The organism is Kitasatospora sp. NPDC088861, from assembly GCF_044750105.1.
GTDB lineage: Bacteria > Actinomycetota > Actinomycetes > Streptomycetales > Streptomycetaceae > Kitasatospora.
Window position 1 is genome coordinate 86,068 of record NZ_JBIVJF010000003.1, and the last position, 12,928, is coordinate 98,995.

A 12,928-nucleotide genomic window follows, 5' to 3' on the forward strand; every position below is an offset into this window, starting at 1 on the left:
GGGGCGACGGCGCGCCTTACCCTGGTGTCATGGGTGACCCGCGAGAGCCTCCTGAGGGTGCGCCCGACGGTGGTTCCGGCAATGAGGACGAGTACCGGTCCGTCGTCTTCGACGAATCCTTCGTCCGGGCTGCCCGGATCCAGGAGCTGTCCGCCCGGGAGCGGCTGGCCGGGTCCTTCGGCCGGGCCACCCGCCCGCGGGTGCGGTTCGGCCCGCTGGGCAGCGTGCCGCGGCAGGCGCTCGCGCTGCTGCTGCTCGTGCTGCTGGCCTTCGGGGCCGCGGTGTACTTCGGGGTCAGCTCGCCGAACCGGATCTCGGCCCGGCCCGAGGGCAGCCAACTGACCGTCAGCCTGGTCGCGTTGACCCCGGCCTCGGTGGTCCGGCCGGTCGCCGACCCGGCCAACCCGTTCGCCGCGCTGCCGGTCGGGTACAGCGACGGGGCGATCGGACTGGGCACCCCGACCGGGGCCGCCACCGAGCACTTCAGCCGGGTCGAGGTGACCAAGGCGCTCGACACCGTCCAGCGCTACCTGGTGGCCTCCTCGCTGGCCCCGGCCACCCTCGTCCAGGGCGCGACCGCCGACGTGCGGGCCTTCGTCACCCCCGGGGAGCAGGCCCAGTTCGACACCAGCGTGACCCAGCCGGTCGACGACCGGCACCACGCGCTGACCGGCTGGCTGGTGCGCTTCGACCCGGCGCAGGTCGCGCTGGCCGCCGACACCGTGAAGGTGACCGGCGCGATGCGGATCGACGAGGCCGACGGCGGCACGCTGCAGATCACCACCGACCACACCTTCGTCTACGCGCTGAAGCCGGCCGGAGCCGCGGCCGGTGCGCCGGTGACCCTGGAGACCGTCCGGCGGCAGCTGACCTTCCAGTTCGACCGGGTCGACCTGGCCTCGGCCCAGCTGCGGCTGGTGGACTCGGTGGTCCAGGCCGGGCCGGAGCCCTGCACCACCTCGATGGCCGGCTTCCTCCAGCCGGTGCTGGCCACCCCGCAGGGCACCCGGGTCCCGCCGCCGGCGCCGATCGACCCGGGCAACCACGCGCAGCCGGCCTGGCAGGTGTGCGGGGTGCTCGCGCCTTAGTCAGGTCCTGTCCGGGGCGCCGGCGGCGAGCGGGAGGCGGACCACCGCGCGGGCGCCCGGGCCGGGCGACGGCGGGTCGGTGAAGGCGGCGGTGCCGTGGACGCCGCGGGCGATCGAGCGGACCAGGGCGAGGCCCAGGCCGGCGCCGCCGGCGTCGCGGGATCGGGCGTCGTCCAGCCGGACGAACCGGTCGAAGACCCGCTCCCGGTCCTCCGGCGGGATGCCCGGGCCGTCGTCCGTGACGGTCAGCACGGCGTGCCCGTCCTCGACGGTCACCGAGACGGCTACGGCGGTGCGGGCGTGCCGGGCGGCGTTGTCGAGCAGGTTGCGCACCAGCCGGCCCAGCCGCAGTTCGCTGCCCGGGACGGGTGCGGGCTCCAGGGAGACGGCCAGGAAGGCGGGCCCGCCGGAGGGCAGGTGGGTGCGTTCGCCGAGCTGCTCGCCGACCAGGTCGGCGAGGTCCACCGGCTCGCCGCCGAGCGGCCCGGTGGGCTCCTCGACGGCGGCGAGCAGCAGCAGGTCGTCGGTGAGCAGTTGCAGCCGCTCGGTGTCGGTGAGCGCGTCGCGCACCACCTGCGGCCACTCCACGCCCGCCGGGTGGGCCAGCGGCACCTCCAGCGAGTTGCGCAGTGCGGCCAGTGGGCTGCGCAGCTCGTGCGAGGCGTCCGAGACCAGCCGGCGCTGCTCGTCGATCGCGTGTTCCAGGCGGCCGAGCGTGGTGTTGGTGGTCTCGGCCAGCCGCGCGATGGCGTCCCGCGAGGGCGGCACCGGGACGCGCTCGTGGAAGGCGCCGGCGCCGATCCGGGCCATGCCCCGGCGGATCGACTCCACCGGGCGCAGCGCCAGGCCGGTGACCAGCCAGGCGATCAGGGCGGTGAACAGGGTCGCGGCGGGCAGTACGTAGCGCAGCAGGATGCCGGTGGTCCGGTCCTCGGCCTGGTCGGCGGCGGTGGGGTTGACCAGCAGGTAGACGGTGACGCGCTGGGCCGGCAGGCCCGCGATGCCGGTGTACTTCTCCAGCGCCTCCGAGGACGCCTGGTCGGTGATCCGCTTGAGCAGGGTGACGTCCCGGTCGGTGAGGTCGGGGCCGCTCCGCGGCGGGTGCCACAGCCGGGTGTGGACGGGCAGGTGGATCCGGATCCGGTCGGTGCGGCCCGGTGTGGCGTTCTGGGGGTAGGACGGCATCTTGGCGAAGGGTTCGACCGGCAGACCGGCGTACTCCTCCAGCAGGGTGCTGGCCTGGACCCAGGAGGCGTTCGTGCGGGTGTCGTTCCAGACGCGGCCGGCGTCCCAGGGGCGGACCGGGAACGCCAGCCGTCCGTCCGCCAGGACCAGGACGAAGGACTCCTGCAGGGATTCGACCCAGGTCTGTGAACCGCCGGGTATGTCGTGGGTGACGAGTTGGATGCTGCGCTCGGCCTGCTTCTCGGTGACGGCCGTCCACTGGTCGTGGACCGCGCCGCCGACCCAGAGGCTGGCCACCGAGAAGGCCAGCACCGAGGCGAGGGCCGCGCCGAGGGCGGCGCGGATGCGGAGCGAGGAGCGGTGCCAGGGGCGCAGCAGCGGGTGGAGGCGGTCAGCGCGCATCGGGCACCAGCCGGTATCCGGCGCCGCGCACCGTCTCGATCCGGCAGCCGATGCCGGGCACGTCCAGTTTCCGCCGCAGGGCGGCGATGTAGACCTCGACGATGTTCACGTCGCCCCGGAAGGCGGCGTCCCAGACGGTGTCCAGGATGCCGCCCTTGGGGATCACCTCGCCGGGTCGGTGGGCCAGGCACTCCAGCACGGCGAACTCCTTGGTGGTGAGCCGGACCTGTCGGTCGGCGGCGGTGCAGCGGCGGGCCGCCGGGTCGATCCGCAGCGCGCCGACCGCGAGCACCGGTGGGCGGGCGACGGCGCCGCGGCGCAGCAGGGCGCGCAGCCGGGCGGTGAGCACGACGTAGGAGAACGGTTTGCTGAGGAAGTCGTCGGCGCCGCAGTCCAGCGCCTCGGCCTCGTCGTACTCGCCGTTCTTCGCGGTGAGCATCAGAATCGGTACGGAATTCCCGGCGCCGCGCAGTTCGCGGCAGACCTTGAAGCCGTTGAGGCCGGGCAGCATCAGATCGAGCACGATCACCGAATATGGCTCGACGAGGGCGAGTTCGAGCCCCTGGACGCCGTCGGCCGCCAGGTCGACCGCGTATCCCTCGGCCGCCAGTCCCTGTCTCAGGGACTGCGCGAGCCGCTCCTCGTCCTCGACGATCAGTAGCCGCATGACGCCCATCCTTGGTGGAATTCAGTTTTCCCGCAACGGCCATGACCGGCTTGCCCGGGATATCCGAACTGAAGTTTTCCTCAGCTTTCCTCAGTTTCCCTTCAGTGCGGAATTCCTAGCGTCCGGACCATGGATTTCCGACGTGTGCTGCCGTGGTCGGTGGCCGCCCTGTTCGCCCCGCTGTACGCGGCGGTCTCGCTCACCCGGCACGCCCGGTTGGAGAGTTCGGGTTTCGACTTGGGCATCTTCGAGGAGGCGGTGCGCGCCTACTCCCGGCTCGAAGCACCGGTGGTCGCGCTGAAGGGTACGGGCTTCAACCTCCTGGGCGACCACTTCAGCCCGGTGCTGGCGGTGCTGGCGCCGTTCTACCGGCTCTGGCCGGGCCCCGGCACGCTGCTGGTGGCGCAGGCGGTGCTGGTGGCGCTGTCCGCGGTGCCGGTGACGGCGTACGCGGTGCGGGTGCTGGGGCCGGCGGGCGGGGCGGTCGCCGGGGTCGCGTACGGGCTGTCGGCGGGGTTGCAGAGTGCGGTGGCGTTCGACTTCCACGAGGTGGCCTTCGCGGTGCCGCTCGCGGCGGCCGCGGTGGTGGCGCTGGCCCGGGAGCGGTACGGCCCGGCGGTGGCGTGGGCGCTGCCGCTGCTGCTGGTCAAGGAGGACCAGGCGCTGCTGGTCGCGGCGGTCGGCGGCTACGTGTGGTGGCGCGGGCGGCGCCGGCTGGGGGCGGTCACCGTGCTGGTGGCGGTGGCGGCCGGGCTGCTGGTCACCCTGGTGGTGATCCCGGCGGTGAACCCGGGCGGCGAGTACACGTACGCGCACATGGGGGAGTTCGACGGCGGGAACCCGGTGGTCCGGCTGCTGTTCCCGGAGGTCAAGGCGCTGACCGTCCTGCTGCTGCTGGCGCCGACGCTGCTGCTGGCGCTGCGCTCGCCGCTGGTGCTGCTGGCGGGCGTGCTGCTGGCGGCCCGGTTCTGGGTGGTCAATCCGGCGTTCTGGCGCACCGGGCAGCACTACGACGCGGTGCTGGTGCCGCTGCTGTGCACGGCGGGGCTGCACGGGGTGGGCCTGCTGTTGCCCCGGCTGCCCCGGCTGGGCCGGCTGGGCCGGGGGCTGCCGGTGGCGGCGGGGATGCTCGCCGTCACGGTGGCGCTGACCGCGACCGGCCCGGTGGCGGGCGTGCTGTCGGGGGAGGCCCGGCGGGGCGACGGGCGGGCGGCGCAGGTGCGCCGGGTGCTGGCGGTCGTCCCGGACGGCGCCCGGGTGGCCGCCGCCAACCGCCTGGCGCCGCAGCTGACCGGGCGCTGCGCGGTGTCGCTGTTCCCGTACCTGACGCCGCCGGGCGGGGTGGGCGGGCCGGGCGGCTGGGGGCGGCCGGTGGCGGAGTGGGTGGCGGTGCTGGAGGAGCCGGACGCCTTCCCGGTGCCGGTGGCGGAGCAGCGGCGGTTCCTGGCCGGCCTGGTCGACGGCGGCGGGTACCGGCGGGTGGCGGACGGGGCGGGGGTGGCGGTGTACCACTGGCAGCCGGGGTAGGCCCCGGCAGGCCGACGGCCGGTGACCCCGGGCGGGGCGCACCGGCCGTCGGCGCGGGTGCGGCGGGTCAGCCGTCGGTGCGCTCGCCCCGGTCGGTGCGGCCGTCCTCGCGGGTGGCGGAGCCGCCGCGGGAGCCGCCGGTGAACGTGTCGGCGAAGGTGTCGCGGAGCTTGCCGCCGACGGTCGCGGCGCCGCCGGCCACGTCGCGGATCAGGCCCATCAGCGGGTCCTTGCTCTCCTTCACCGAGGTCGTGTAGTGGTCGGCGGCGGCCTTCCACTGCTCGCCGACCGAGGTGTCCGGGTCGTCCGTGCGACGCGGGTAGGCGCCGGCCAGGATCGAGCGGTACTCGTCGCTCTCCGCCCACTTCTTCAGCTGGGCGACCCGTACCACCGCGAACGGGTGGCTCTGCGGCAGCAGTTGGAGCAGCTTGAGCACGCCGTCGCGCAGGTCGCCGGCCTTGTCGTACTCCTCGGCCTGCTCCAGGAAGGCGTCGACGTTCAGTTCGGCCAGGTTGTGCCCGCCGGCCAGTTTCATCAGGGCGCGCATGGACGCCTGGACGTCCTGCCCGGCGAGCAGGCCGGCCCGGTCGCTGGACAGCTCCGCCTTGCGGAACCACTCCTTGAGCGCGGTGACGATCGCCATGATCGCCAGGTTGCCGAGCGGCACCCAGGCGACCCGGGTGGCGATGTTGGTGAGGATCATCAGCATCGTCCGGTAGACCGCGTGGCCGGACATCGCGTGGCCGACCTCGTGGCCGATGACCGAGCGCAGCTCCTCCTCGTCGAGCAGCTCGATCAGGCCGCTGGTGATCACGATGATCGGGGTGTCGATGCCGATGCAGTACGCGTTGACCGTCGGGTCCTGGGTGACGTACAGGTCCGGGACCTGCTCCAGGTCGAGCACGTAGGCGGCGTCGCGCACCATGTCGTACAGCTCGGGGAACTGGCGCTCGGAGGTCTTCACGGCGGTGGCCAGGAACATCAGCCGGATCGAGCGCTCGGACACCAGCCCGGCGAGCTTCCTCAGGACGTCGTCGAAGCCGGTGAGCTTGCGCAGGGCGACCAGGGCGGAACGGTCCGCGGGGTGCTCCCAGGCGCGGGTGGAGATGTCGGGGAAGCGCTGACGGCGCCGGCTCGGGGTCTTCGCGGTCGGGTCGGTCATGGTCTGAGTACCTCCTGGTCGACGGCGGCCCCGGCCCGGCGGCCGGCCCCCGCTGGTCTACGCCTGCAACGACTGTCCTTGCAACGTCCGCGGTTGCGTACTCGTCCCCGCGGCCAGCGTACGCGCGGGCCGGGCCACGCCGCAGGGGCCGGTGGGCGCCGCCGGTGTGAGGCCGGTCTACCCTGAATGCCCTGGAGAACCGAGACCGGCCCCGGCCCCGGTACCGAGCAGTTCGAGGAGCCCCGCAGATGTCCACCGACGCGCTTGTCAGCCTGGCCGCGCCCATCTCCAACGAGGCCGGCCCGGGCCTGTTCCTGCGGATCATCGTGGTGGCGTCGTTCGTCGGCGTCGGCCTGCTGGTCTGGATCATGGCGCGGGCCTTCCGCGGCAACTGAGCACCGCCGCCCCGGTTCAGGCTCACGCCCGGTCAGCGGCGGTGGGCCGCCGAGCGGTTGTCGGGTAAGCCCCCGTACGATGACAGGTGGGCCTTCACCGGCCCGGAAGAACCCCTGGTCCGTTCACCCGAGCCGAGAAGGTCCCGCCGACCATGAACACTGCCGCCGCACTCCCCGTCCTGAACCTGCTCGCCGAGAGCGAGGGGGGCAACCACGAGAGCCTGAACCCGTACCTGACGGGTGGCGCCGCACTGTTCATCCTGGCGCTCCTGCTCTTCGTGACCACCCGCTTCAACCGGGACCGCTGAGCCGCCTCCCGGGGCCGCTCGGGGAGCGTCCGGCGTACCGGCCGGCCGCTCCCTCACGCGTCTTCGGACAACCCCCACCCGGGCGTTCCCGCACCGTAACGGGCGTCGCGTAAGGTGTGGCGGCATGGGAGAGCAGGCCGGGAATCCCGGCGGACCGGAACCGGTGAAGAAGCGCCTCGGGGTGATGGGCGGCACCTTCGACCCGATCCACCACGGCCACCTGGTCGCCGCCAGCGAGGTGGCGAGCGCGTTCCACCTGGACGAGGTGATCTTCGTGCCGACCGGGCAGCCGTGGCAGAAGAGCGATCGCCACGTCACCCCGGCCGAGGACCGCTACCTGATGACGGTCATCGCCACCGCCGAGAACCCGCAGTTCTCGGTCAGCCGGATCGACATCGACCGCGAGGGGCCGACGTACACCGTCGACACCCTGCGCGACCTGCGCTCCCAGCACCCGGACGCCGACCTCTTCTTCATCACCGGCGCCGACGCGCTCGCCCAGATCCTCTCCTGGCGCGACTCCGACGAGCTCTTCTCGCTCGCGCACTTCATCGGGTGCACCCGCCCGGGACACACCCTGTCGGACGCCGGGCTCCCGGTGGGCGGGGTCTCCCTGGTCGAGGTCCCCGCGCTGGCCATCTCCTCCACGGACTGCCGCAACCGGGTCGCCAAGGGCGAACCGGTCTGGTACCTCGTCCCGGACGGCGTGGTCCGCTACATCGACAAGCGGGCGCTCTACGCGCCGCACCGGACCTGACCAGGAGCGGGCGTGACCGAGCGAAGCGGCGGAGGCCAGCGGCACCAGCAGCAGCCGGAGGACTGGTCGACCGGGCAGTACCAGCAGTACCAGGGTTACCAGCAGCAGCCTGAACAACCTCCGCAGCAGCAGTACGACCAGCAGCAGTACGACCAGTACGGGCAGCCGGTGTACGCGGCGGACCCGTACGGCGGCTACCAGGAGCAGCAGCCCTACCAGGCGCACCAGCAGCCCCCGCAGCAGTACGACCAGCAGTACGACCAGTACGGGCAGCCCGTGCAGGCGTACCAGCAGCAGGGGGGCTACGGCTACCAGGACCCGGCGTACGGCGGATGGGGGTCGTCCGGGCCGGAGGCCGGGGGCGGCTACCAGCAGCAGGCCTACCCGGCCGCGCCTGCGGCGGGTGCACAGGCGGCGGTCGAGCCCGAGGCCGTCGTCGCGCCCGCGCCCGTCGCCCCCGCGCCGCCGCGCCCGCGCGTGCCCCGGCCCGCCGCCGAGGCGGCGGGCGCCAAGCCCGAGCCGCCGTCCGAACTGGTCGGCGGGGCCCGGGCCGGGAAGTCCGGCGGCAAGGCCGCCAAGGACGACTACCCCACGGACGAGTTCACCTTCGTCGACGAGGAGGGGGAGGAGTCCGAGGACGTCATCGACTGGCTGAAGTTCGCCGAGTCCCGCAGCGAGGTGCGCGCCGAGCGCCGCCGCCGGCTGCGCAACCGGCTGATCGGCCTCGGCGTGGTGGTGGCGCTCGCGGCGGCCGGCACCGGCGGCTACCTCTGGTTCACCGGCGACAAGCAGACCGCGGCGAACGCGGCCGGTCCGCGCCAGGTCAACGTGGTCCACCTGCGCGACCTCCAGGGCAAGGTCTCCAGCGCGCTGCTGGTCAACGACTCCACCGGGAAGAAGGGCACCGTGCTCCTGCTGCCCGACACCCTGCGGCTGCCCGGCCCCGGCGACCCGCCGGTCACCACCGTCGGCCAGGCCATGGACAGCATCGGCGCCTCCGCGACCCGCGACGGCCTGTCCACCGTGCTCGGCGCCCCGGTCGCGGGCACCTGGCGGCTGGACACCCCCTACCTGGAGATGCTGGTCTCCCAGCTCGGCGGCGTCCGGGTGGACACCAACGCGGAGACCCACGAGGGCGGAAAGCCGGACGGCAAGCTGCTGTCCGCGGCCGGCAAGAACACCCTGCTGAACGGGAAGGCCGCGGTCGCCTACGCCACCCTCCAGGCGTCCGGCGAGAACCGGGACGCCCAACTGGCCCGGTTCGGACAGGTGATGGACGCGGTGGTGCGCGCCATGCCCACCGAGTTCAAGGACGCCAAGGACGACGTGCACCGGATGAACGCGGTGCTCGACCCCTCGCTGCCCGAGGACGCCCTCGCCGGGGTGCTCGCCCAGCTCGCCCAGCAGGCGAAGGACGGCCACCTCGGCACCACCGCGCTGACCGTCAAACCGGACGGCGGCCTGGACGACGCCACCGCCGGCAAGCAGGTCAAGGACGTGCTCGGCGGCACCGTGAAGTCCGCGGCCTCCGCCGACGCCCCCGCCCGGGTCTCGCTCCAGGACGCCACCGGCAACGACCAGGCGGCGGCCGCCGCACAGGTCCAGATCGTGAACTCCGGCCTGACCTTCCTGCCCGGCGGCTCCAAGACCGCCGTGCAGGCCGCCAGTGAGATCCGCTACACCGACGACGCCCGGCAGGCCGCGGCGAAGTCGCTGGCGATCAGCCTCGGACTGCCGGACACGGCGGTGAAGAAGGTCGGCGACGCCCAGAACGCGGACCTGGTGGTCGTGCTCGGCAAGGACTACCAGCCGCCGAAGAGCCAGTAGGCCGCGGCCTCCGGCCCGGGCGGCCCCGGAAAAGCGTTCCGGGGCCGCCCGGGCGGCGTGAGATCCTGGAAGGCGACCCCCGGCCAGGAGCCGGGGGTCGCCCCCAAGCCGCCGAGCCGGAAGAACACCGTGACCGTCACCGACCACAGCCAGCAGCTCATCACCGTCGCCGCGCAGGCGGCGGCCGACAAGCTCGCGCACAACATCATCGCCTTCGACGTCAGCGAGGTGCTGTCGATCACCGACGCCTTCCTGATCGCCTCCGCCAACAACGACCGCCAGGTCCGGTCGATCGCCGAGGAGATCGAGGACCAGCTGCGCGAGCAGCTGGACATCAAGCCGGTGCGCCGCGAGGGCGAGCGCGACGGCCGCTGGATCCTGCTCGACTACCTGGACATCGTCGTGCACGTCCAGCACTCCGAGGAGCGCTCCTTCTACTCGCTGGACCGCCTCTGGAAGGACTGCCCCGAGCTGCCGCTGCCCGAGGACGCCCTGGCCACGCGCAACCGGCCCGACGCCCACACCGACGAGGCCGGCAACGTCGTCGCCCCGGCCGACGACTTCGGCAAGCCCGAGGACCTGCACTGAGCCGGGACGGGCGGGGGCCGCGCGTCGTCTTCTGGCGCCACGGCCAGACCTCGTGGAACCTGGAGTCCCGCTTCCAGGGCACCACGGACATCGAACTGACCGGTCAGGGCGTCCTCCAGGCCCAGCGGGCGGCCCGGCTGCTCTCCGGCCTGCGCCCCGACCTGCTGATCTCCTCCGACCTCACCCGGGCCAAGCGCACGGCCGAGGAACTGGCCAAGGTCACCGGCCTCGACGTGCAGCACCACGAGGGCCTGCGGGAGACCTACGCGGGCTCCTGGCAGGGCCTGACCAACGCCGAGATCCGCGACCGCTTCCCGGAGGAGTACGCGGCCTGGGCGGCCGGCGAGCCGGTGCGGCGCGGCGGCGGCGAACTGGCCACCGAGGTCGCCGACCGCTCGGTGCCGGTCGTGCTGGAGGCCGTCGACAAGCTGCCGGAGGACGGGACGCTGGTGGTGGTCAGCCACGGCGGCACCATCCGCACCATGCTCGGGCGGCTGCTGGACCTGGATCCGGTCCAGTGGGAGTGCTTCGGCGGGCTGTCCAACTGCTGCTGGTCGGTGCTCGGGCAGGGCGCGCGCGGCTGGCGCCTGCTGGAGCACAACGCGGGCACGCTCCCGCAGCCGGTCATCGGCGACGACACCTGAGCGACGGGCGCGTCGCGGGGTGGGGTGGGGCGGGGCTGGGTTGCGGGCTCGCAGGGGCTTGCCGGGGGCTCGCCAGGGGCGTGCAGGGGCTTCGCAGGGGGCTTGCAGGGGCTCCGCGGGGGCGGATTTCGCAGTTCCGGGCCTGACCAGCTAGAGTTTTCCTCGTTCGCAGGGAAGGAACGCGGCCCGGAAGGGAAGCGGGAGATCCGACGACTGCGGGGCTATAGCTCAGTTGGTAGAGCGCTTGCATGGCATGCAAGAGGTCTGGGGTTCAATTCCCCATAGCTCCACTCCGCACCAGCGCTCCTGTTCGATCAGGAGCGCCCGTGTCGCGGGGCTGTAGCTCAGTTGGTAGAGCGCTTGCATGGCATGCAAGAGGTCCGGGGTTCAATTCCCCGTAGCTCCACAGCAGTTGAGGGGCCGTCACCCACCGGGTGGCGGCCTCTCGCGTTGCCGGGCCGCCTCCGGGGCGGGGCGCGGGCGGCAGTGCGGGGCCCGGGGTGGGGGAGCGCGGGCTCCGGGGAGGGCGAGCGCGGGTCCGAGGGAGTGGGAACGCGGGCCCCCGGGAGCGGATTCGTGGAGCACCCCCGGGACCGTGTAAAGTAGTCGATGTCGCCGAGGGAAACCGGACGGAAACGGTCGAAAGCCCCCGGTGACATCGCAGGTCAAGGGGCTGTAGCTCAGTTGGTAGAGCGCTTGCATGGCATGCAAGAGGTCCGGGGTTCAATTCCCCGTAGCTCCACAGCAGTCGAGGGCCGCCTCCCGAAATGGGAGGCGGCCCTTCGGCGTTCTGCGCATGCCACCGGCGGAACGGCGGGAAAGACCGCTACCGTCGTTCCATGGCCGATCTGGAGAGAAGGCGGAACGAGGAACTGGCCCGGATACTGCACCAGCTCGGCTGGAGTCCGGAACGGCTCGCCCGCGAGGTGAGCCTCGCCCTGCCGCCAGGCCTGGCCATCAGCTCCACCGCCCCCTACAAGTGGCGCGACCGCGGCATGGTGCCTCGCAGCCCGCACGACCAGACCGTCTGCGAAGTGCTCAGCCGCACCCTCGGCATCGCCGTCACCTACGAACAGCTCTGGGGCCGGATGGGCGGCCACCGCGGCGCCAAGATCCTCTCGCCCCGGCTGCTCACCGACCCGTGGACCGCCGACACCGCCCAGACCGCGCTGCGCGAGGCCGCCACCGACGCCGGGCCCGTCCGCCTCACCGACCTCTTCCGCGGCGCCGACCTCGACCAGGCCGCCGAACGGCTAGCCTCCCCGCCCCCGCCCGTCGGGGGCGGCGAAGGGGCGCTGCGCATCGACCCCGGCCTCGTCGGCGACCTCGGCCTGTCCTACCGCAGCAAGCAGCGGCTCGAACGCTCCTGCGGCGGCGGACTCGTCCTCGGCCCCACCAGGGCCGAACTCGCCATGCTGGCCAAGCTGCTGGAACTCGGCGCCTACGACGAACGGGTCGGCCGCGAGCTGTACGGCACGGCCAGCCGGCTCGCCCGGCTGGCCGGCTGGGCCGCGTACGACCTCGGCCACGACGCGGCCGCCCAGCGCGCCTTCGTCGCCGCCCTGCGGGCCGCCCACGTCAGCGGCGACGCCCGGCTCGGCGTCGCCGTGCTCGGCGGCCTGGTGGTGCTCGCCACCCAGGGCGCCGGCGGACGCGGCCTGGACGCCGTCGCCGCGCTCAACACGGCCCTGGCCCGGCACGGCTCCGTACTGAGCCCCGCCGGCCGGGCCCGGCAACTCGGCCGGATCGCCCGCGCGCACGGCCGCCGGGGCGAGGCCGAGCAGGCCGAGGCCGCCGCCGCCCGGGCCTTCGCCGAACTCGACGGCGTGCCCGGCACGGAGGCGGCCCGCGCCGAACTCGCCGGGATGGTGGGGGAGGGGCGGCTGGCACTTGGCCAGCACCGGATGGCCAAGGCGCTGCTCGCCGAGGCCGTCGCCGGGCTGGGGGCCGGCCGCGGGCGGTCCAAGGCGCTGCTGATGGTCCGCCTCGCCGAGACCCACCGGCGCCTCGGCGACCAGCGGGAGGCCGCCCGCACCGCGTCGCTCGCCCGGGCGCTCGCGGCGGGCATGCAGTCCGAGCGGCTGGCGCGGGCGCTGCGCGACTTCGACGCGGCGACGCGGGCGGCGGCGTCGGCGGGGCGGTGAGGCCCGTGCGGGGGCGGGCCCGGGGCCGTCGGGCCCCGGCGGATACCCGGGAGCGCGCTGATCTGCTTGCGGTACCCTGAGCCCATGCGAACCGTGCGCCTGCTCCTTAGCCGGCCGCGCTGACCAGGACCGGTTACGCCCTCGGGCGGTGCCGGAGTCGGCGTGGCGTCCCCTCCTGCGAGGGGATTTTTTGTTTTCCGCCCCCGTTCACGGGCCGGCCGTGTGCGCGGTTCG

The 12,928-nt window shown here is 73.7% G+C and carries 12 protein-coding genes and 3 tRNA genes; 12 read left to right on the forward strand and 3 right to left on the reverse strand.

The genetic code is table 11. The annotated features are described in order from the left end of the window. Positions 1–29 precede the first annotated feature (29 nt). A complete protein-coding gene (locus ACIP37_RS07165) occupies positions 30–1,088 on the forward strand; it encodes a hypothetical protein (RefSeq protein WP_363586411.1) in 1,059 nt (352 codons plus the stop codon). On the opposite strand, the gene ACIP37_RS07170 is transcribed toward ACIP37_RS07165, so the two are convergent. Next, the gene (locus ACIP37_RS07170; RefSeq protein WP_363586410.1) at positions 1,089–2,675 is read right to left on the reverse strand and encodes a HAMP domain-containing sensor histidine kinase; all 1,587 of its coding nucleotides are present in this window, start codon (positions 2,673–2,675) and stop codon (positions 1,089–1,091) included. Further along, entirely contained in the window at positions 2,665–3,342 is a 678-nt protein-coding gene (locus ACIP37_RS07175; protein WP_363586409.1) for a response regulator transcription factor, read from the reverse strand. Before ACIP37_RS07175 ends, ACIP37_RS07170 begins: the two co-directional genes overlap by 11 nt. A gap of 129 nt (positions 3,343–3,471) precedes the next feature. Between ACIP37_RS07175 and ACIP37_RS07180 the strand changes: the two genes are divergently transcribed. Further along, positions 3,472–4,869: a DUF2079 domain-containing protein gene (locus ACIP37_RS07180; protein ID WP_400805364.1), complete on the forward strand. Its 1,398-nt coding sequence runs from the start codon at positions 3,472–3,474 to the stop codon at positions 4,867–4,869. Positions 4,870–4,936: 67 nt separating this feature from the next. On the opposite strand, the gene ACIP37_RS07185 is transcribed toward ACIP37_RS07180, so the two are convergent. Next, the gene (locus ACIP37_RS07185; protein ID WP_063347544.1) at positions 4,937–6,031 is read right to left on the reverse strand and encodes a M48 family metallopeptidase; all 1,095 of its coding nucleotides are present in this window, start codon (positions 6,029–6,031) and stop codon (positions 4,937–4,939) included. Between the two features lie 248 nt (positions 6,032–6,279). On the opposite strand from ACIP37_RS07185, the gene ACIP37_RS07190 reads away from it, so the two are divergent. From ACIP37_RS07190 to ACIP37_RS07235, 10 genes are all read left to right on the forward strand, one after another. Beyond that, entirely contained in the window at positions 6,280–6,426 is a 147-nt protein-coding gene (locus tag ACIP37_RS07190; protein WP_159398425.1) for a hypothetical protein, read from the forward strand. Between the two features lie 152 nt (positions 6,427–6,578). Next, positions 6,579–6,734, forward strand: coding sequence for a hypothetical protein (locus tag ACIP37_RS07195; RefSeq protein ID WP_167745857.1), 156 nt, complete (start codon positions 6,579–6,581; stop codon positions 6,732–6,734). 124 nt (positions 6,735–6,858) lie between these two features. Further along, positions 6,859–7,491, forward strand: a complete 633-nt coding sequence (gene nadD / locus ACIP37_RS07200) for a nicotinate-nucleotide adenylyltransferase (protein ID WP_363586407.1) — start codon at positions 6,859–6,861, stop codon at positions 7,489–7,491. A 12-nt stretch (positions 7,492–7,503) separates the two neighbouring features. Beyond that, positions 7,504–9,318, forward strand: a complete 1,815-nt coding sequence (locus tag ACIP37_RS07205; RefSeq protein WP_400805367.1) for an LCP family protein — start codon at positions 7,504–7,506, stop codon at positions 9,316–9,318. A gap of 129 nt (positions 9,319–9,447) precedes the next feature. Next, complete coding sequence (gene rsfS, locus ACIP37_RS07210; protein WP_063347541.1) at positions 9,448–9,906, forward strand: ribosome silencing factor; 459 nt, start codon at positions 9,448–9,450, stop codon at positions 9,904–9,906. Then, complete coding sequence (locus ACIP37_RS07215) at positions 9,903–10,550, forward strand: histidine phosphatase family protein (RefSeq protein ID WP_350878282.1); 648 nt, start codon at positions 9,903–9,905, stop codon at positions 10,548–10,550. The genes rsfS and ACIP37_RS07215 overlap by 4 nt, the downstream gene beginning before the upstream one ends. A 217-nt stretch (positions 10,551–10,767) precedes the next feature. Next, a tRNA-Ala gene (locus ACIP37_RS07220) sits at positions 10,768–10,840 on the forward strand. A 43-nt stretch (positions 10,841–10,883) separates the two neighbouring features. Beyond that, a tRNA-Ala gene (locus tag ACIP37_RS07225) sits at positions 10,884–10,956 on the forward strand. A gap of 263 nt (positions 10,957–11,219) precedes the next feature. After that, a tRNA-Ala gene (locus tag ACIP37_RS07230) sits at positions 11,220–11,292 on the forward strand. 97 nt (positions 11,293–11,389) lie between these two features. Further along, the gene (locus tag ACIP37_RS07235; RefSeq protein ID WP_350878238.1) at positions 11,390–12,694 is read left to right on the forward strand and encodes a hypothetical protein; all 1,305 of its coding nucleotides are present in this window, start codon (positions 11,390–11,392) and stop codon (positions 12,692–12,694) included. Positions 12,695–12,928: the final 234 nt, after the last annotated feature.

What these genes read in the sequence shown, in the direction of transcription:
- ACIP37_RS07175 (WP_363586409.1), bottom strand. Translation starts at nt 3,342, where the DNA reads ATGCGGCTACTGATCGTCGAGGACGAGGAGCGGCTCGCGCAGTCCCTG.
- ACIP37_RS07185 (WP_063347544.1), bottom strand. Translation starts at nt 6,031, where the DNA reads ATGACCGACCCGACCGCGAAGACCCCGAGCCGGCGCCGTCAGCGCTTC.
- ACIP37_RS07195 (WP_167745857.1), top strand. Translation starts at nt 6,579, where the DNA reads ATGAACACTGCCGCCGCACTCCCCGTCCTGAACCTGCTCGCCGAGAGC.
- ACIP37_RS07235 (WP_350878238.1), top strand. Translation starts at nt 11,390, where the DNA reads ATGGCCGATCTGGAGAGAAGGCGGAACGAGGAACTGGCCCGGATACTG.
- ACIP37_RS07170 (WP_363586410.1), bottom strand. Translation starts at nt 2,675, where the DNA reads ATGCGCGCTGACCGCCTCCACCCGCTGCTGCGCCCCTGGCACCGCTCC.
- ACIP37_RS07190 (WP_159398425.1), top strand. Translation starts at nt 6,280, where the DNA reads ATGTCCACCGACGCGCTTGTCAGCCTGGCCGCGCCCATCTCCAACGAG.
- ACIP37_RS07180 (WP_400805364.1), top strand. Translation starts at nt 3,472, where the DNA reads ATGGATTTCCGACGTGTGCTGCCGTGGTCGGTGGCCGCCCTGTTCGCC.
- ACIP37_RS07165 (WP_363586411.1), top strand. Translation starts at nt 30, where the DNA reads ATGGGTGACCCGCGAGAGCCTCCTGAGGGTGCGCCCGACGGTGGTTCC.
- nadD (WP_363586407.1), top strand. Translation starts at nt 6,859, where the DNA reads ATGGGAGAGCAGGCCGGGAATCCCGGCGGACCGGAACCGGTGAAGAAG.